The 19,064-nt window shown below is 40.4% G+C and carries 21 protein-coding genes and 1 pseudogene; 16 read left to right on the forward strand and 6 right to left on the reverse strand.

Going from position 1 to position 19,064, the window contains the following annotated elements; translation table 11 throughout:
* The first annotated feature begins 11 nt into the window (after positions 1 to 11).
* Both glnL and glnG read left to right on the forward strand, forming a co-directional pair.
* A complete protein-coding gene (glnL, locus tag Q0Y52_RS18340; RefSeq protein WP_297823977.1) occupies positions 12 to 1,091 on the forward strand; it encodes a nitrogen regulation protein NR(II) in 1,080 nt (359 codons plus the stop codon).
* Positions 1,088 to 2,494 (forward strand): nitrogen regulation protein NR(I), encoded by a 1,407-nt coding sequence (gene glnG / locus Q0Y52_RS18345; protein ID WP_297823978.1) that lies wholly within the window; start codon positions 1,088 to 1,090, stop codon positions 2,492 to 2,494. The genes glnL and glnG overlap by 4 nt, the downstream gene beginning before the upstream one ends.
* A gap of 347 nt (positions 2,495 to 2,841) precedes the next feature.
* On the opposite strand, the pseudogene Q0Y52_RS18350 reads toward glnG, so the two are convergent.
* Positions 2,842 to 3,267 (reverse strand): annotated as a pseudogene (locus tag Q0Y52_RS18350) (metal-dependent phosphohydrolase); the annotation flags it as partial.
* 202 nt (positions 3,268 to 3,469) lie between these two features.
* Here Q0Y52_RS18350 and Q0Y52_RS18355 point away from each other — a divergent pair.
* From Q0Y52_RS18355 to Q0Y52_RS18405, 11 genes are all read left to right on the forward strand, one after another.
* The gene (locus Q0Y52_RS18355) at positions 3,470 to 4,189 is read left to right on the forward strand and encodes a 1-acylglycerol-3-phosphate O-acyltransferase (protein WP_297823980.1); all 720 of its coding nucleotides are present in this window, start codon (positions 3,470 to 3,472) and stop codon (positions 4,187 to 4,189) included.
* A 25-nt stretch (positions 4,190 to 4,214) separates the two neighbouring features.
* Positions 4,215 to 4,577, forward strand: a complete 363-nt coding sequence (gene rraB / locus Q0Y52_RS18360) for a ribonuclease E inhibitor RraB (protein ID WP_297823981.1) — start codon at positions 4,215 to 4,217, stop codon at positions 4,575 to 4,577.
* Between the two features lie 232 nt (positions 4,578 to 4,809).
* Entirely contained in the window at positions 4,810 to 7,080 is a 2,271-nt protein-coding gene (locus Q0Y52_RS18365; RefSeq protein ID WP_297824027.1) for a TonB-dependent receptor, read from the forward strand.
* 78 nt (positions 7,081 to 7,158) lie between these two features.
* Positions 7,159 to 7,332 carry a hypothetical protein gene (locus tag Q0Y52_RS18370; RefSeq protein WP_297823982.1) on the forward strand — a complete coding sequence of 58 codons (174 nt, stop codon included), beginning with the start codon at positions 7,159 to 7,161 and terminating at the stop codon, positions 7,330 to 7,332.
* A gap of 161 nt (positions 7,333 to 7,493) precedes the next feature.
* Positions 7,494 to 7,727, forward strand: coding sequence for a hypothetical protein (locus tag Q0Y52_RS18375; protein WP_297823983.1), 234 nt, complete (start codon positions 7,494 to 7,496; stop codon positions 7,725 to 7,727).
* Between the two features lie 5 nt (positions 7,728 to 7,732).
* The gene (locus tag Q0Y52_RS18380; protein ID WP_297823984.1) at positions 7,733 to 8,281 is read left to right on the forward strand and encodes an alkaline phosphatase family protein; all 549 of its coding nucleotides are present in this window, start codon (positions 7,733 to 7,735) and stop codon (positions 8,279 to 8,281) included.
* 6 nt (positions 8,282 to 8,287) lie between these two features.
* Positions 8,288 to 9,409 (forward strand): alkaline phosphatase D family protein, encoded by a 1,122-nt coding sequence (locus Q0Y52_RS18385; RefSeq protein ID WP_297823986.1) that lies wholly within the window; start codon positions 8,288 to 8,290, stop codon positions 9,407 to 9,409.
* A 290-nt stretch (positions 9,410 to 9,699) separates the two neighbouring features.
* Positions 9,700 to 9,921: a hypothetical protein gene (locus tag Q0Y52_RS18390; protein WP_101199797.1), complete on the forward strand. Its 222-nt coding sequence runs from the start codon at positions 9,700 to 9,702 to the stop codon at positions 9,919 to 9,921.
* Positions 9,914 to 10,204, forward strand: coding sequence for a type II toxin-antitoxin system RelE/ParE family toxin (locus Q0Y52_RS18395; RefSeq protein WP_297823987.1), 291 nt, complete (start codon positions 9,914 to 9,916; stop codon positions 10,202 to 10,204). The genes Q0Y52_RS18390 and Q0Y52_RS18395 overlap by 8 nt, the downstream gene beginning before the upstream one ends.
* A gap of 353 nt (positions 10,205 to 10,557) precedes the next feature.
* A complete protein-coding gene (locus Q0Y52_RS18400) occupies positions 10,558 to 11,307 on the forward strand; it encodes a phage integrase N-terminal SAM-like domain-containing protein (protein ID WP_297823988.1) in 750 nt (249 codons plus the stop codon).
* The gene (locus Q0Y52_RS18405) at positions 11,238 to 11,501 is read left to right on the forward strand and encodes a tyrosine-type recombinase/integrase (RefSeq protein WP_297823989.1); all 264 of its coding nucleotides are present in this window, start codon (positions 11,238 to 11,240) and stop codon (positions 11,499 to 11,501) included. Before Q0Y52_RS18400 ends, Q0Y52_RS18405 begins: the two co-directional genes overlap by 70 nt.
* On the opposite strand, the gene Q0Y52_RS18410 is transcribed toward Q0Y52_RS18405, so the two are convergent.
* The 4 genes from Q0Y52_RS18410 to Q0Y52_RS18425 all read right to left on the reverse strand — a co-directional run bounded on the left by Q0Y52_RS18410 (position 11,491) and on the right by Q0Y52_RS18425 (position 14,608).
* Positions 11,491 to 12,987: an IS66 family transposase gene (locus Q0Y52_RS18410; RefSeq protein ID WP_297816919.1), complete on the reverse strand. Its 1,497-nt coding sequence runs from the start codon at positions 12,985 to 12,987 to the stop codon at positions 11,491 to 11,493. The two genes, Q0Y52_RS18405 and Q0Y52_RS18410, sit on opposite strands and share 11 nt — an antisense overlap.
* Positions 12,988 to 13,064: 77 nt before the next feature.
* Positions 13,065 to 13,415, reverse strand: a complete 351-nt coding sequence (tnpB, locus tag Q0Y52_RS18415; RefSeq protein WP_297816922.1) for an IS66 family insertion sequence element accessory protein TnpB — start codon at positions 13,413 to 13,415, stop codon at positions 13,065 to 13,067.
* On the reverse strand, positions 13,412 to 13,708 hold the full coding sequence (locus Q0Y52_RS18420; RefSeq protein WP_297816924.1) for a hypothetical protein: 297 nt from the start codon (positions 13,706 to 13,708) through the stop codon (positions 13,412 to 13,414). The genes tnpB and Q0Y52_RS18420 overlap by 4 nt, the downstream gene beginning before the upstream one ends.
* A 612-nt stretch (positions 13,709 to 14,320) precedes the next feature.
* On the reverse strand, positions 14,321 to 14,608 hold the full coding sequence (locus tag Q0Y52_RS18425; RefSeq protein WP_297823990.1) for a hypothetical protein: 288 nt from the start codon (positions 14,606 to 14,608) through the stop codon (positions 14,321 to 14,323).
* Between the two features lie 488 nt (positions 14,609 to 15,096).
* Between Q0Y52_RS18425 and lepB the strand changes: the two genes are divergently transcribed.
* Both lepB and Q0Y52_RS18435 read left to right on the forward strand, forming a co-directional pair.
* The gene (gene lepB / locus Q0Y52_RS18430) at positions 15,097 to 15,741 is read left to right on the forward strand and encodes a signal peptidase I (protein ID WP_297823991.1); all 645 of its coding nucleotides are present in this window, start codon (positions 15,097 to 15,099) and stop codon (positions 15,739 to 15,741) included.
* Positions 15,742 to 16,107: 366 nt separating this feature from the next.
* On the forward strand, positions 16,108 to 17,088 hold the full coding sequence (locus Q0Y52_RS18435) for an SDR family oxidoreductase (RefSeq protein WP_297823992.1): 981 nt from the start codon (positions 16,108 to 16,110) through the stop codon (positions 17,086 to 17,088).
* 110 nt (positions 17,089 to 17,198) lie between these two features.
* Here Q0Y52_RS18435 and Q0Y52_RS18440 read toward each other — a convergent pair whose 3' ends face one another.
* The gene (locus tag Q0Y52_RS18440; RefSeq protein WP_297823993.1) at positions 17,199 to 18,038 is read right to left on the reverse strand and encodes a DUF2797 domain-containing protein; all 840 of its coding nucleotides are present in this window, start codon (positions 18,036 to 18,038) and stop codon (positions 17,199 to 17,201) included.
* A 439-nt stretch (positions 18,039 to 18,477) separates the two neighbouring features.
* Between Q0Y52_RS18440 and raiA the strand changes: the two genes are divergently transcribed.
* A complete protein-coding gene (raiA, locus tag Q0Y52_RS18445) occupies positions 18,478 to 18,834 on the forward strand; it encodes a ribosome-associated translation inhibitor RaiA (RefSeq protein ID WP_297823994.1) in 357 nt (118 codons plus the stop codon).
* The last annotated feature ends 230 nt before the right edge of the window (positions 18,835 to 19,064 follow it).

Below are 19,064 nucleotides of genomic sequence, written 5' to 3' on the forward strand. Positions count from 1 at the left end.
AAGTTGAATTTATGTCTGAATCTACCACTACTGAAAATTTACTCGATAATCTATCGACGGCCGTGCTTGTGTTAGACAATAAATTAATTGTCCAATATGCTAATCATGCTGCGCAAAATGTATTTGAACGTAGTTTGAATTTGTTAATGGGTTGTTCATTCAATCAGTTTATAGCCTCCTCTAGTCTAGATTTTGAACGCTTTCAAAACTTTACGGAATTTGGTGACGTTTATTCTGATAGTGAAGTCGCCTTCAAATTTACTGATGGCCGACACACCCGAGCTGACGTTTCTGTTACTTATATATTGGAAAAACCAAATCAACGAATATTAGTCGAAATTAGACTGGTGGAACAACAGAAAAAAATCAGTCAAGAAAATCGCCAATGGGCGCAACAGCAGGCTGCCCGAGAGTTGGTGCGTGGATTAGCCCACGAAATTAAAAATCCATTAGGCGGCATCAGAGGCGCGGCACAACTACTCGCTAAGCAGCTACCTAGTGATGAGTTGAAAGAATTTACCCAAGTTATTATTGAACAATCCGATAGGCTTACCAATTTAGTTGATCGTTTATTGGGACCTAATTTGAGGCCAAATTTTGATTGGCAGAACGTGCATCAAGTGCTCGAGAAAGTCTGTACCTTGGTACAACTTGATCCCAGCCATAATATTGCTATAACAAGGGATTATGATCCAAGTATTCCAGATGTGTATTTAGATCAAGATATGATGCAGCAAGCCACATTAAATATAGTGCGAAACAGTGTGCAAGTGTTGTCAGAACACCAGGATATAGTAGCTAAAATTACAATAATGACTAGAGTAGAACGTCAAGTGAGCATTCATGGTGCTTGTTACCCGCTATGCGTAAAAATTCAAATTATCGACAACGGCCCGGGCATCCCCACTAAACTTAAAAACACATTGTTTTACCCTATGGTTACCAGTAAAAAAGAAGGTAGTGGTTTAGGTTTATCTATATCTCAAACTCTGATCGGTCATCACCGCGGAAAAATTGAAGTCGATAGTTGGCCTGGCAGAACAGCATTTACTATATATATACCCATTGATAAAAAGGAGCCACAGGCATGAGTGCAGAACCAGTATGGATAGTCGATGACGACAGCTCAATTCGCTGGGTATTACAAAAAGCGTTGCAGGCAGCGAATATTTCATGTTTCAGTTTTGAAAACCCCCAAGACTTATTATTGCAGTTAGAAACAGGGCAACCGCCTGAAGTGATAGTGTCAGATATTCGTATGCCACAAATGGATGGGATGGTGTTATTACGTGAGGTGCATAAGCGTTTTGAAAATATTCCTGTGATTATTATGACCGCCCATTCTGATTTAGACAGTGCGGTGAATGCCTATCAAAGTGGTGCATTTGAGTACTTACCCAAACCCTTCGACATCGACGAAGCAGTCAATTTAGTTCAGCGGGCGCTAACCCATGCGCGAGAACAATCTAGTAAGAATAAGCCTCCTGAATTAGTCAAAGCGACTGAGATTATTGGCGAAGCCCCAGCTATGCAAGAGGTGTTTAGAGCCGTTGGACGTTTATCTCGTTCGAGCATTAGTGTGTTGATTAACGGTCAATCAGGCACAGGTAAAGAGTTAGTGGCACATGCATTACATCGTCATAGTCCACGCTCAGAGAATACTTTTATTGCGCTAAACATGGCGGCAATACCGGCCGACCTCATTGAATCTGAGTTGTTTGGTCACGAAAAAGGTGCGTTCACTGGGGCACAAGCTGCAAGGCAAGGGCGTTTCGAACAAGCTAATGGTGGTACATTATTTTTAGATGAAATCGGCGATATGCCCATTGACGTGCAAACCAGACTTTTGCGCGTGTTAGCAGATGGCCAATTTTACCGAGTCGGCGGTCATAATCCAGTCACTGTAGATGTGCGAATTATTGCTGCGACTCATCAAAACTTGGAACAGCGCGTATCCGAGGGAAAATTTCGTGAAGATTTGTATCACAGATTAAATGTCATACGTATTCATATACCCACACTCAGTGAAAGGCGTGAAGATATTCCAATTTTAGCGGCGCATTTTTTGCAAAAAGCGGCGGTAGAGCTTGCAGTTGAAGTTAAATCACTTAGTAAAGAGACTAAAAAAGTTTTGGCTAATTTACCCTGGCCAGGAAATGTTCGGCAGCTTGAAAATATGTGTCGTTGGCTAACGGTGATGGCTAGCGGTCAAGAAGTGCTTCCCCACGACTTACCGCCAGAAATTAACCAACAACCAGTCTTAGCCGCAGAGACTCCCCCCACTGGTGATTGGCAAACACTTCTTGCTAGTTGGGCAGATACGCAATTACAAACCGGTCATAATAATATACTAGATGATGCGATTATGAGTTTTGAGCGTATTTTGTTAGAGCGTGCTTTGCACTTCACACATGGACACAAACAAGATGCAGCTAAGCGTTTAGGTTGGGGGAGAAATACACTGACCCGTAAACTCAAAGAGTTAGATATGTAATGCAATATATGTAGAGTGGAAACAGCCAGTTAAATAATTGCTGGTTTGTTCTCTGCCGCTTTATCCAATCGAGTTATATTGGTGGTAGCTTATTTAATTCGGTCCCCTAAAGTATAATCACCGTCATCATGTATTTATCAATGTCATCTAAAAACTCTGAAATGTTAGTGGTGTTTTGGGTGTGTTTTGTTAAGGGTGATGAAGTATTCTTTAAATCCTATGAGTACTGCTTTTTTATACTCTCAAGTTATTTATTAGTTTAGCACGTTCATTCGTTAATAACGCCGCCGGTGCATTATTAAAAGCCTGCATCCACTTTGTTGAAACTGCCCTTTGGCTAATAATTATTCATGTTCAGCACTATTTTCAGGGGTAATATGTTTGATAGGGTCAACAAGTCGCTCAAAAACTTTCTCATCATACCGAGTTTGCCCAGTTTGGATTCGATTCTGCGCGAATACTTTGACTTTATCTATGATCAGTAACACCAAGTCACTCATATTGCTGGTGTATTGATTTTGACCTTTACGTAAATAATCAAGAAGGTCTTCGGCGAGTTAAATAAGCGGGATAAGCGGCGAAAAATCAACTAGTCCCAGGTCGCCTTTAATAGTATGGATTGAATGAAAAAATGAACGTTGTTATTCGTTATCTTCTCGTTTTTACTCTAATTCTAATTCTAATTCTAATTCGATTAAGGTCTGTTCACTGGCTTCATAAAACTCGCTGATTTCATCCAATAGGTCGGTGAGAATATCTTCATATGTAAACACTTACATAGAATGAATAGCCTTAATGAACGAAATAATTTATGGATTTATTAAGTATCGGCTAATTAAGAGTTTAATTCATATATTTATGTGGCAATAAAAAATGTTGAAAAATACTTAGATAAAAATACAAATAGTATAAGTGTTTTAGCTACTGGCTAAAAGTGAGTATAATCTGCGACTAATTTATTGATCAGGATAGGCCTTGTTAGCGCTTTTACGCATAGTTGCGATATTTTTTTATTTTTTGCTGATAAACATAGTTCTCATATTGATTTGTTTGCTGCGGCCCTTTCATCGAGATAACGTTCACGCTGCTGGTGCTTTGTATAGTTCGGTGTCGGCTTTACTGGGATTGAAAATTGAAATCAGGGTACCCGACAGCGTCAAACAAGGTGGGCCATTCGTCTATATTGCGAATCACCAAAATAGTTATGATTTATTGACGATCTGCGGTGCGACGCAAAAAGGTACAGTAACAGTCGGTAAAAAAAGCCTTAAGTGGATACCTGTGGTTGGCCAGATATATTGGTTAACCGGTAACATTATGATCGACCGAAAAAACTCTGGTCGCGCTCATGATACCTTACTAGGTACAGTGCAAAAAATTCAAAAAAGGCGCTTATCCGTGTGGTTTTTCCCTGAGGGTACTCGCAGCTATAATCGTGGATTATTGCCCTTTAAAACAGGTGCTTTTCGCATTGCCAAAGCGACCAATGAACCCATAGTGATGATTACTGCTAGCCGCTTACATGATAAAATAAAATTAAACAGATGGAATAATGGCACGTTATTAATTGAGCTGTCAGAGCCTGAGTTTATGGATGAACATAAATCTATTAAACAAAATGCTGAATATTTTCATCAAAAAATGCAGCAACAGATTAAAAAAATAGACACTGAATTGGACAATAAATTCCGGTGATCCGCTTAGCTCAGAGGTATATTTTATGAATTCACAAGAAACATCCGAACTAGCCGAATGGCATGAGTTTAATCAAGAAACGATTGAAGCATTGATCGAAGATGGCAGTGACGCCAGTCAAGCACATACTATTGAGTATCACTTTGCTAGTGCTGACTTTGACGTATTAGAAAAAGCGGCTGTTGATGCCTTTAAAGCCGGTTTTGAAGTAGGTGATGCCGAGGAGTTAGAGTTGGAAGATGGTGAGGAAGTCTTTTGTTTTGATGCCGTGGTCGAACGTATGTTGGATGCAAATTTAATCAACCAAGATACCGATAAACTTTTTGCTATTGCTATTAAACATAACGTTGATTACGACGGTTGGGGCACGTTTTTTATTGAAAAATAGTGTTTACCCATTTGGTCAAAAAATAAACTAATGACACAAAGATGTCATTAGTTTGCCTAAAAAATACAGTAAAACTATCATCAAAGCGTCAATAAAAGTACATCTCAGGTTCACATTGCCCATTCATATTACGCCCAAGAAAAAACATTAAATGGGGCAATACAGAATGAGTACTAAAACACTATCCAACTTAACTTTATCTATATCCGTTGCACTGGGTACCTGCGCATTGATGGCGCCTGCCCTAGGAGCAGAAGAGTCAGAAGAAAGCATGGAGTCGATCACAGTAGTCGGCAGAAGTGTATCTTATGCTAACAACCAAACATCAGATGAAATGATGAAGCAGCAAACATCCATGACCAGTGTATTGGCTGCCATTGATAACTTGCCAGGGGTATTAATTAACGAAGGTGATACTTTTGGTGCTGACGATTGGTCCACCAGTATTTCTATTCGTGGTTTCCAAGTTGATTTATCTCAACAGCAGATTGGTATGACCATAGATGGCATTGCCAACGGTAACTCCAATTATGGCGGCGGCGCAAAAGCTAATCGTTATATTGATACCGAAAACTTAGCCAGAGTCGATGTGTCACAAGGTACGGCAGATATTGCTTCTCGTTCCCATGAAGCATTGGGTGGCACCCTCGATTTTGTTACATTGATGCCTGGTGTAAACGAGCGTTTGGTTGTCAGCACTACGTTTGCTGAGTTTGATGGTAGAAAATTCTTTGCACGTTATGAAACAGGCGAAATAGCGAAAGATACTTTTGCATGGTTCAGTATGTCTAACCAAGAAAGTAGTGACTGGATGGATCAAACTGCTGAAAATGTGCGTGACCATTTTGCTGCAAAAGTGATCAGCACTATCGGTGACGTTAATTTGACTGCTTATGCATCTTATGACGATACCCATGAAGACAATTACCAACGTATCTATGGTTTGTCGCAATTTGAGCAAAATTCTAGTTGGGATCAACTGACCAACGAATGGACAGGTATTCCTTACCAAGATCAAGCTTATCGACGTGGTTGGTCTACATTAAGAGAAAACTTTTTTACGTATTTGAAGGCTGACTTTACAGTCGGTGACGTGGCATTTAGTACCAATGTTTATTATCACAATAACGAAGGTCGTGGTGATTGGGTGCCGCCTTACCTAGTGAATGTGACTGATGACGGAGAAGGTGTTGGTCATTCTGAAGTGGTGTCTGGCAACACGGTTTATGGTGGTGACTTTTTAGGACAAATTTTCTTTGTTGACAGAGCGGGTGTTCAGCTTAGTCCTATCGATGGTTGTGAAAGCTCTATTAGTTTCCCTTACGGAGGCGCAGGCGCTGAGTATGACCCAGGTTGTTATGAACAAGGGGCTATTCCAGTAGGTTCATATCGCACAACTAATTATGAAAAATCACGTATTGGTATCAATGCTGACTTTATCTGGGATGCGCGTATAGCCGGTATGGATAATACGCTTCGTGGTGGTTTCTGGTACGAAGATTACACGCGTGATGAAAATCGTAGTTGGCAGAAAATCATTGATTCGGCGACTAGTTACCGTTTTGATGAAACCCCTTATTGGGTTCAGTACGATCGCGAATTCCCAGTAAAAACTACGATGTTTTACCTTGAAGACCAACTTGATTTAGGTTTTGCTAAAGCACACTTTGGTTTCAAGCAGTTTTTTGTTGATGTGTCGAAAAACGACAGATTTAATGCAACTAACGATCAGGGCGTATCTTCAGATTCAGACTTACTCTTCTCAGCCGGTTTTGTGGCACCTTTACCTGTCACTGGACTTGAGATGTTCGCTGGTTTTGCACAAAACTATGCTTCAATTAAAGATGCGGTGTTAGAGCGTGATGATGCAGACTTAAGTGTGGTTAAACCAGAAACTGCAGACAACTTTGACTTTGGCCTGCGTTATTCCTCTAAAGATTTAAGCGCTAGCCTAACATATTACGCCACTAAATTTGACGACAGGATCAACTTTGTGAGTAATGAAACTGTAACGGGTATCGACTTTTTAGAGTCGGCTGCGGGTGGTTATATTAATGACGGTGGCATAGAGTCGACAGGCTTTGAAGCATCGTTAAATTACCAACTTTCTGAAAACTTCAGTGTGTATGGGTCTTATACCAGTAATGATTCAGAATACACCGACGCCGAGTATTTAGGTAATGGTGTCATTGGGGCCGCTGAACAAATGGGTGTAGTCAGCATCGATTGGGTACGTGGTCACCATTCTGCTGGCCTGAGCACGAAATATGTTGGCGAACGTTGGATGAATCAAGGGAATACTGCTGCTGTAGAAGCTTATACAGTCAGTGATTTTTACTTTGGTACTTCCATTGATGACCTTGGCAGCAGTGTAGAGTCGATTGACATTAACTTCACTATCAACAACCTGTTTGATGAAAGCTACCTTGGTACTATTGCCACTAATGCAGCATGGATAGGTGCACCTCGTACGGTTGCCCTAAATCTAAAAGCCGCATTTTAAATAAAGTTTCCCTGTGTGTCACTTTTGGGACGAGCTTATGCTCGTCCCTTTTTTTTGCCTAATGAGAGTGAGTTTGAAATGAAATTAATCTTATTGTTGGGTTTATGCTGCTTTATCTTCACGAGCAAAGCTGCTGATAATTTAATTTTGGTCAGTATTGACGGATTGCGTTGGCAAGAAGTATTTCAAGGGTATCAGGATGATGTGCTTGATTTAGACGCATTTAAGGAACAAAAAGCAGGCTTAGTTTAAACAGTTTTCAGGCACAAGTCCCGAAAATAAACGTCAGAAGTTGATGCCTTTTTTATGGAATGTGCTGGCAACAGATGGGGTGTTAATAGGTAACCGTGATTTAGGCTCACAGATGCAGGTCACCAACGGTTATTGGTTTTTCGTATCCAGGTTACAACGAGTTGTTAACGGGTAAAGTTGACTCGAAAATTAATTCAAATAAACCCAACGACAATCCGAATATCACAATATTGGAATGGCTGAATAAACAATCAGATTACCAAGGAAAAGTGGCTGCTTTTGGCAGTTGGGATGTGTTTCCCGCTATTATTAATCGGACACGCAGTGGGGTGCCTATTAATGCGGGGTTGAGCCTGCCGATTGGGCCGGTTTATCAGATAAAGCTCAGTGGTTAAATACGTTGCAAGCACAAGTTCCCAGTCCTTGGCATAATGTGCGTTTAGATGCCTTTACCTTGGGTTTTACTAAAGAGTATATATTGGCACATCAGCCAAAAGTGATGTATGTGGCACTAGGTGAAACAGATGATTTTGCTCATCAAGGAAATTACCCTGAATATTTGCGGGGCGCTAATCGAGCTGATAAATTTATTGCTCAGCTGTGGACCTTGTTGCAATCTATAGAGCAGTATCAAGACAATACCAATCTGATTATTACGGTGGATCACGGTCGAGGGAACTCAGCACAGTCATGGCAACACCATGCTAGCCCAAAGGCGGTGAAAGGTTATTTAAACGGATTAAAACAATATCAGGATGGCATACCCGGTGCAGATCAGATTTGGCTAGCCGCCATGGGGCCAGATGTAAATAAATCAGTTTCAATACAGCAGCCCCAACACTTTACCCTGGATCAAGTTGCGGCGACTGCGGTGCAATTGCTTGGGTTCGATTATCAGCAATTTGCGACGGACATCGGCCAACCCTTACCGATAGTCAAACATAGGTAAATCATCATGAAACGTATCACGAACAGTATTTTCTTTTTGTTGATAACAATTAGCACAACAGTGATGGCTAAGCAGCTATCTGCAGTGCCGATTAAAATTCTATTTGGCTCATGTTTACACCAAGATAAGCCACAACCTATCTGGCAAGCGATGAACCAAGAGCAAGGCGATTTGTTTGTATTGCTTGGGGATAATGTTTACGGCGATACCGAAGATATGGCTGAGTTGAAAGCCATATACGCCAAGCAATGGTCAAAATTGGGTATGCAGACGATGTTGGCGAATACACCTACTATTGGTATATGGGATGACCATGACTTTGGTGAAAATGATGCTGGTGCAGAATACCCGCAAAAAGAGGCGTCTCGGCAAATTATGCTGGATTATTTTAACGTGCCCAAAGAGAGTCCAAGGCGAACCCGAGTAGACGGTATCTATACCGGTCATATTTTAACTCAAGCCAATAAAAAAGTGCAGATCATATTGCCTGACCTTCGTTGGAATCGAAGCCCTCTTGAATCAGTGGGCAGGCTTAACTATATGCTCAGCAAAGCGCCGAATAATTTAGGGCCTTATTTACCCAGTCAAGATGGATCGACTACCATGTTGGGCGAAACCCAATGGCAGTGGTTAGAACAACAATTACAACAACCTGCAGACGTGCGTATTCTCGCAACCAGTTTACAATTTTTACCTGAGTTTTCCGGGTGGGAATCCTGGGCAAATTTCCCCCATGAAAGACAACGCTTTTTAGCCTTGCTCGATAAATATCAAATAGACAATCTGGTGATTGTCAGCGGCGATACTCATTGGAGTGAATTCAGCCAAATAACACGAAAAACTGGTCAAGCTTTATGGGAAATGACTGCGTCGGGTCTCACCGAAGAATGGAAAAATGTTAGCCCCAATCAACACAGGGTAGGGGAGAGTTATGCCAAGGCAAACTATGGTGTGATTGAACTATCAGATAAACAATTAACTATGAGTATTAAAGATGTGTCTGGCAACACCGTTATGTCACACATAATCGAACTAACAAACCCTTGTCCACAAAGTAGGCTTAAATGTCATTATAGTACGGTGGAAAAAAGGACAAGAAGAGCACATTGCATGCATTTGCGAATTTGATTGATCCGCCTCCTTAGAGCGAATTGCAGCAGTTGGTTCTTACTTAGCCGACAGTCTCCTTTGCCCAAGTAAGCGGACTGTGGTGAAATACAATTTTTGAGTAATCTATCGCAGTAAAATGGGCATTAACGCCCGCATAAGAAGCGGAACAATTTTGGACGCTTTTTTGCGTCGTTTTTCCTGCAAAAAATTGTACTAAATTGTGCAGTCTGACTTGATGCGCTTGTTATAACTCATTGCCACATTTGTAGCAAAGTACTACAATAAACTCAAGCAACAGGAGAGTTATTATGGCAACTGCAAGTATTCGATTAGATCAAAACTTAGTTGAGAAAGCAACAATTATGGCTAAAGCCCTAAATAGAACGGCCCCAAAGCAAATTGAACATTGGGCTAAGATAGGCGAGATGATGGAAGATAATCCTGAGTTACCTTACGAATTTGTTAAGCAAGTCATCATTGCAAAAGCGGAAAAAGAGGCCGGGAAGCTAGAGGAATATACTTTTGGTTAGTAAGATCAAATTACTACAAACCCCAAGTTTTAAAAAAGCAGTAAAAAAACTGCATAAAAACCAAAAGTCTGATTTAGATAGTGCAGTCAAAACGTTATTGGAATCGCCAACTATCGGTGAACAAAAGAAAGGTAACCTTTCTTTTATGAGAGTGTACAAATTCAAGATGGCAAAACAACTCACGCTTCTTGGTTACAGCTACGAAGACGGAGCATTAGTTCTCGAATTGATGACTTTAGGAACACATGAAAATTTCTACAGAGATGCTAAAAAATTATTTTGAGTTATAACGCTTATTATCGAGCATGTCGTATATGTAACTTCTCGATTTGATTTTTATTTTCGTCAATTTCAGTACTTACCTATTAATTTTTATGTGATATTTTTCACTTTCATGCCAGCAAGACCGCAAAGAATTGAAAAGCAAAAGGAGACCTGACTTTAACGCGACTTTTCTGCTTCCTATTAAAAACTATGTGAATAATATTTTCCATAATTAAATGAATAACTTAGCGTATTTTTGAAAAACAAAACGAGACCTAAGGAATTTACATAATAGGAAGCAATCTTGGCATTATTTTAAAATATGCATTATATCTGTATATAAAAACAGTATGATTTGCAGAGGGTAATATTATGTCAAAGTCACCTTTTATAGAATATGTTCGAACTATTTTGCGAACCAAAAGGTATAGCATAAAAACTGAAAAGGCCTACCTTCATTGGATTAGGCGATTTATTTATTTCAACGGCAAGCGTCACCCTAAAGATATGGGTGAACTAGAGGTTGAACAGTTTTTATCACATCTTGCCATAGCGCTAAAAGTCTCGCCAACGACTCAAAATCAAGCCTTGTGCGCCATCATTTTTATGTATCGTCATGTGCTTAATATGGACTTGACTAATATGTCCTTTAAATTTGCTAAGACGCCTGTCCGTGTACCTGAAGTATTAAGTCATAATGATGCGATTGCTGTAATCGATAAATTACGAGGGGTTCATCATACTATTGGGACATTAATGTATGGCGCGGGATTTCGTATATCTGAGGTGCTGAAGCTGCGCGTAAAGGATTTTGATTTTGAACGAAATACTATTTTTATTTTTCATTCAAAAGGCCAAAAAGACCGTGTAACCATGTTTCCAGAATTGACTAAGACCGAGATTACTAAACAAATTCAAAAAGTGGAGTGTATTCACCAAAAGGACATTGATGAAGAGTATGGACTGTCATCACTACCACCTGCTCTAATTCGTAAATATGGGAAAGCCGCTACTAACTTATCTTGGCAATATATATTTCCTTCAACTACACGATGTGTCCCCCTTACGATGGCTATGTATGCCGGCATCACCTTCACCAAACTGGGTTTCGAAAGGCCTTAAAGAAAGCAGTGCAAGAAGCAGGCATTTTAAAACGGGTTACATCACATACCTTTCGGCATAGTTTCGCAACAAGATTGCTTGAAACAGGACATGACATCAGAGTCGTGCAAGAATTACTGGGGCATGATGATGTAAAAACCACGCAAATTTACACCCACGTTTGTAAGCGTCCGGCAATCCCACCTAGTCTTTAGCAAATCGCCATGGTAGCAGTGGCTCGATATCGGTGTTTTGAACCGAGACTTGTTCAAGTAAATGCATCATATAGTCGAACGGCGTTAGTCCGTTTGCCTTTGCAGTTTCTATAATGCTGTACAGTATGGCACTGGCCTTAGCGCCTTTGGCCGTTTGACTAAACAACCAGTTCTTTCTGCCTATGACGAAGGGTTTTATCGCGCGCTCAGCGCGGTTATTATCGATGTTCAGGTGACCATATTGGGTGTAAGTGTTGAGTTTACTCCACTGATTTAAGCAGTAGGTGATGGCTTCGCCTAATTTGCTTTTTGCCAATACCTGCGACTCTGATTTTATCAGCCACGCTTCGAACTGTTTGAGCAATATAGTGCTCTTTTCCTGCCTTACTTTCCGCCTGTTATCAGGTGCACTCGCTTTTATTTGCGTTTCAATACGATACAGCTTTTGAATATGGTTAAGTGCCCAATCGGCTCTGCCGCTAGATTTTTTGCCCTGTGCGGTTTTGGCTTCAACGAATTTACGTCTCGCATGGGCCCAACAGCCTGCGAGTGTCGCTTGGGTTTTGTGGTAACCCGCATAGCCATCCACTTGTAGATACCCGTTGTAACCCTGTAAATAATCCACGGCACATTGACCCGCGCGACTCGATTGATAGTCGTACAGCACGATATTTGGGATGTCAGTATTGGGTAATTTCCCTTCAGGTGAGTCGGCGCCTGAGGTATACACCCACATATAGCATTTCGCTTTATCTTCGCTGACGACTTTTAAGGTGGTTTCATCAGCGGCAATGACGCCTTGCTTAAGTATCAATTCGTGTAAATGGTCATATAGCGGTGTGAGCAAGTCAGCGCACCTCAACATCCAATCGGCCATAGTTTTGCGGCTCAGTTCAATACCGTATTGTTTGAACATCGCTTCTTGACGATACAGTGGCAACCCAAATTGATATTTACTGGTGATTACCTGACTAAGTAAGCTTGGTGTCGCATAACCTTTAGGGATAACTGAAGGTGGCACCGGTGCTTGTTTGATGTGATTGCTAATGCCGTCCTTTTCACATACACGACACGCATACTTAGGACGAACATGCTCTATCACTTTAACTTGAGCAGGGATGAATTCAAGCTTTTCAGTCTTGTCTTCACCTATCTTGTGCAATTCATTGTTACAGCAAGCACAGACTTTATCTTCCTGTGCAATATCATGGATAACCACTTCACGAGGTAATGTTTTTGGTAATGGTTTACGCTTAGGTTTATTGCGTGTGTAGCTGATGTCTTCTTTTTCGACAGGTGTTTCAGCAACCAGCTCTTCTGCTTCATTAAACAATTCACCTTGACCAGGGTGACCTTCGCTACTCGCCCCAAATTGTTTTTGTTGGGCAAGACGAAACTGCTCTTCAAGAAACTGATTGCGACTTTCTAATCGTTCAACTTGCTTGCTAAGCTCGGCTATTTGTTGGCGTAGTTGGGCTTTATTCATGTCACTTATTATAACCCTAAGTGACTGTTTTCAATTAGATTAAAACGTGATCGTTAAATGCTACTTATGATCGTACGTTATAACCCAGAGGCCGTGTAATCCAAGCTGCGATGTCCAACGACATCATAGCCACCGAGCAACCATGTTAACTGCTGCTCACTCAAATTAGTGTGTTTGAGTTGGCCACACTTAGGCCATTTGAAGCGTTGTTTCTCCAACCGTTTGTACCATAATGCAAACCCGGTTTTATCCCAGTATAAGAGTTTGAGTTTGTCTTGTTTTTTGTTACAGAAGATAAATAATGCACCGGAGAATGCGTTTAATGTTAATTCACTTTCGATAATCGCCAGCAAGCCATTAATCGACTTTCTAAAATCAACATGCTCAAGGTGCAAATAAATGTCATCTGGCTCAACGAACATTCTCATGATTGCAGTGCCTTAACGAAACTTGCCAACCAAACAGGCTCGCAAGACGTCGAAAAAGATAACGAAACCTCGCCCAATCTGACAGATACTGATGGTTGAATAGTCGCGTCGATAGCAGACTTGCTAGCTTTTACAAAACGAGGCGGGTTAACTTGCTGTTGTAATCGCCCACGAAATTTATAAAAACTTGATGTGCTAACTCTGTGCTCTTTACAGAAATCAACAATGGCTAACCCACTCGTTTGTTGTTGGCTTATCAATTTCTGCCATTCATCTAGTGTTTTATGCTTCATAATACCTCCCATTACAGTGAGGAAGTATTTTCGAATGAATAATGGATGACTGCTAGGCGTGGATCACCGGACGCTTACCCACGTTTTAGGTAAGCATAAATCTGGAGCAATAAGTCCGACGGATGTGAGATGAAAGACTTAAAATATTAGCACACCTATTAGCCAGACTTTTAGACCGCCTGCTTTTAGGCTCACAGCAGCCTGTCAGAAAACTCCTGCTCACCGACTGCAAATAGCACAAACATCTCAGCCAAGATTAACGCTCGACTATCAGATTAGGTCTAAAGCGTTAGTCTTAAAATTTAAGTTCAAGCTACTACGCGTTAGTTAACTCGTCGTTTCTAATTTGTTTGTTGAACGAAACTGCTAAGCGGCAGAGGTAAGATTCGTCTGTATTACTTATAGCCTACAATGTTGGAGGTGTTTCAACGAGTATTGTGATGAACGGCAACGACTAAATTCTTTATTGAACAAACTTAAGACCTTTGCATGGCGCCTTAAGGTTTGATTTCCTGGATTTTCATACTATCAGTATTTACATCGTGAAAGGTTTCAGCTCACAAATTCATGTTAATTGCAGCCGAGTTTGAAGTTTCCACGGCTGCCCATAATTTATTTAAGTTGTGACTTAAAGTAGTTATAGGAATGGAGAAAGGCATCACGGATTTTTTTCGCTTCCTTCAGATACTCGTCCATTTTTTCCTCACTTTCCTCTTTCCACTGGTCTAATTTATCAGTTAGCGGTTTAGCTTGTTCTTTTAACGATGCGATTTGCTTTTCGATTTCAGCTTTGACCTCAGCTCGGGCCTGACCGGCTTTAACTTCAAGTTCTGCTATTTTTTCATTAAACTCATCAACAGTTTGTTTAAGATTGGTTACATATTCATCGCGTTTATTCATTTTTACCCCTCGTGACTTGATTAACACTTAGATTTAGAGATGATAATAAATACAGGAGTGAAAAACTTTTTGACGTACATCAATTCTTGACTAAATACTCGCAAGGTAATAACTAATAGTTTTACAGTGGAGTAAATGTTGCCTATTAAATGTGGTTAAGAAATAAATAAAGGGATCGTAGACCATGATTTTTGCTACGTAGCCATGAAAAAAAATTGGCTTGCACCACTATAAAACCCATTTTTTCGAGCTGCAGTAATGACCGCTAACAGCACTCCGCGGGCTGCCAGATTTGTTTGTGCTCAGATATTGTGAGGTGTCAAATTACCCGCAGAAAAGAATAGTTAATCACAAGCACAGTTAATCAATAATCATATCTGGTTACTGACTTTTAGACATGATTTCAGACACAAAGGGTTACAAACTGCTCAAAACTTTCATCTGTTTTCTCGGTCATATATTCCATAACTCTTCCAGATAATGACAATATGAACATTTCATTTAAAAAATTAGTAAAAGAAAACTGGGGTATTTTGCTTTTTACCTTAGTGTTATTCGCCTCACGTAGTAGTTTTGCTGATTGGTATGTGGTGCCTACAGGCTCTATGTTACCAACCATTGTTGAGGGCGACCGGATCTTTGTAGATAAGATGGCCTACCGCTTAGAAGTGCCCTTTACTGATATCAAAATTATGCAAACTGGCCAGCCCAAACGGGGTGACATAGTGGTGTTTAATTCTAAAAAAGCCGGTAATAGATTGGTTAAAAGGTTGATTGGGGAGCCGGGTGATAGAGTTGCCATGGTTAATAACAAACTGATTATCAATGGTGAACCCATCCTCTACGAAAAGAATGCTAATGCACTTCATAAAACCGAGTATTTAGGGAATGTTACACATAGTGTGCAGTTGATACCTGTGGCCAAAGCGAGAGATAATTTTGCACAAATCATTGTGCCACAAGGGCATTATTTAGTGTTGGGCGACAATAGAAATAATAGTGCAGACTCACGATATTATGGATTTGTGCCAGCCATAGAAATTCAGGGCAAGGCGCATAAAGTGTTGGTATCGCTCGATCCTGAAAACAACTATTTACCTCGTGAAGAGAGATTCAATAAACCATTAATTTAGATATATATTCTCAATATGACTTGCTATTGATATTTTTAATTAATGATTATTCAAGATGTAATGGGGGAATGATATTTGTTCCCACTCGTCAATAATGCAGCATCTTTATTGTAACCCACCTTATCATCACCTTTCAAATTTCAAAACATCAATGGCGCTCTAGATACTTTTCTCTGACTCCGCTTTTTATTCATATTTAATGTGGCGATTGATTCAGCAAGTGCGAAAAACTTAACATAGCTATGAGTAATGTTTACCTATAGCGGATGTAAATGTAGCCAATTACGATATTTACATATACTAACCGCCATTACGACTCAATATGTCAGCTCACCCACCCTTAACATAACCTAAAAAGGAATCTCAATGAGAATATTAGGAATTATCCTGCTAAGCATAACTTTATTCATCAGTTTCGATAGCTACAGCGCCCATCATGGCGAAGCACATTCCCATCAAAAAGCAGTCTTGGTGACAGGCTCCAATTCGGGCCTTGGATTAAGAATGACCCAAGAATTGAGTAAAAATGGCTTCTATGTTTACGCTGGCGTTTTACATAAAGACGAAATGAAAGAAATGAATGCCATGGACAATGTTACCGCTGTGCAATTTGATGTGCGCAGCCAAGCTGAAATTGATGCAGCGGTGACCTTTGTTGAAGCACAAGGCCGCGGCTTATATGGACTAATAAATAACGCTGGTATTAACGTTTTTGGCCCGTTGTTAGAGGTGCCAGTAGAGCAACTACATTATCAGATGGATGTTAATGTTTATGGCCCGGTGCGAGTCACACAAGCATTTGCGCCGTTGATCATCCAGAGCAAAGGTCGCATAGCCACTACGGGCTCTGTCGCAGGTATTATTACTCCCCCTATATTTGGGGCTTATAGTATGAGTAAACATGCAATTGAGGCTTTTAACGACACGCTTGCTATAGAAATGGCGCGCTTTGATGTTAGCGTGCATATCATTGAGCCAAGTACGTATAAGTCGAACATAGGTGTTGCGGCGAAAAAGCTAATGGATGATGCCAACTATTGGACTGAAGACACGGCATATCCTCAAGAGCTAGCATATCTGCTTGATGCTTTGACTAAAATGGACCAACAACCAGACCCAGCGCCAGTAGGTAAAGCGGCGTTACATGCTATGCAAAGTAACGCACCTAAAAGTCGTTATATGGTGACAGGAACAGTGGCCCAAGCGGACCGAGTTTTACGTCGCCAAATTAGCAAGATGTTAGAACTCAATAATGGGCAAGTTCACCAGTTTGACCGTGCTAGGTTGATTGAAATGCTTGATGAAGAAATCGTTAAAAGTTCAAAAAATAACCCTGCTGCAAAATAACCAGAATACTTAGCTAAACGAAATATTCCTCGCTACGCATAGACTAATACCGGTGTGTTGCGCAGCGAGGAATAGATATTTAAGCTGTATTATTTTTATTGTGCAAACAGCTAGGCTGTTTCAAGCTGTAAGTTATAGCCAGAATATTTGCGCATGTTGATAACACGATCGCCATCCAACATAAGATATTGACCTTTGATGCCCAGCAGAGTGCCTTCAAAAATCAGTTCTTTGTCTAAGTTAATAGATTTCACTTTTTCAGGATATTGCTCAACAGGATAATGAATATCAATGGCAGGTGTATTGGTGATATCGATAGCCTGAAAACCATATTCTTCAATAATTTCGTCTAGATCAGCTTCAACGTGTTCCAGTAGTGATTCTTTTAGCGCAGCTAAATCGACTTGTTCGGGCTGACTTTTTAGCATAGTGCGCCAATTAGTTTTATCAGCAATATGCTCTTTAAATGCCATCTCTATCAAGCCACTGGTTAACCTGTTTTGTACCCGCATGATGGCAATGGCCTGAGTGGCGCCTTGATCTATCCAGCGACTAGACACCCCATCAGTAACATGGCGTGTAATCCCTACTTTTACAGTGCCTGTATTGGCTAAATAGACAAAGTGGTCTGATAAGCAGTTAGCTTCACCCCAAGCGGGTTCGCGACAGGTGCCTTTTTCGTAGTGACATAGTTCTGGTTTGATAATACAGGTATCACACTGTGCTAATTTCATTAGACAGCGATAACAGTATCCTTGATTAAAACTCTTTTTGGTTTTTATCGCACAATGTACGCAATGTATCTCGCCGCCATAGGTAACCTTAAGTGATTGGCCTACCAAAGCATTCATATTAATTTCATTATCGCCAATGGGCAGTGCATATTGCGCGATATTGTTTGCATCAGTACTCACATTCATCTTGCGGGAGTTGCCTTGGTACAAGGTCATATAATTAATCCAGAAATGGTCATATTGATAATGAGGCAAATTTAACACAGACCCCTATGGAAGCAAAAAAAAATCAAACAGTATGAACTTTTATATTGATTTTTACTTGTTTTTTGCTCATCTTATCCCAAGCTATTATGTAAATATTGTTCTGCCATATGTTGGTAAGATTTTCATCAAAACATTCTCAGTCAAGGCATAAACAGTGAGGTTTGGTTATCCCAATACACTGATTTAACGCAGGATGGGGATGTTTTGAGGAAAACCCTTGAGGCTGAAGTCTTTGTTCGCTTGATTTGTTTAGAATGACTAAACGTCAAGATGGGCGCCGCGTAATTAACGCGATGCAATAAAAACAAATGCTCTCAGTCTTGGCGATTTATGAGGGATCTATACGCCCTCGACAATAAAAAAGTAATCAGAGCAAAGAGGAAAGTCTATGAAAATAAATGTTTCAGGTCATCATTGTGATATATCAGAATCAGTTAAAGAAGATATTCATCAAAAGTTCTCTAAAATAGCCAGCCATTTTCCTACCCTTATCGCCATAGATATCATCGTGACTAAAGAGCACGGTGAGTTTAGTGCAGAGGTTGCCACTAAATATGAAGGGACCAGTATTGCGGTAAGAGGTAAAGGTGCAGTGATGTACCCGGCTATATCCCAAGCAGGTAAAAAATTAGATGCCGCACTTAAACACCGTAAAGGACAGTTAAAAGGTGATTTGCATGAAAAACCCAGTGTTACCACCCCTGAAATTGCCCATGAAATTATTCAGGGCATGGATCTAAGTTAGACACCTTAGTTTTACCTAAAGCGCTCAGGTTAACATTTATAATCTGAGCGCGATCCCAATTCTCTCCTTCGTTCCCTTACTTGACTTATTACAGGTTTCTATGCGCATTATTTGCAGGTTTTTTGCACACTTTTCGTTTGCACATTGTTCGTTTGCATGTTCGGCAAATATTATTCGAACTTAAATAAACAAGCAGGTTATATAATGGATTTTGTTAATGGGACACAACG

Origin of the sequence: uncultured Paraglaciecola sp. (genome assembly GCF_943787955.1) — a bacterium.
In the GTDB taxonomy this organism is placed as follows: domain Bacteria; phylum Pseudomonadota; class Gammaproteobacteria; order Enterobacterales; family Alteromonadaceae; genus Paraglaciecola.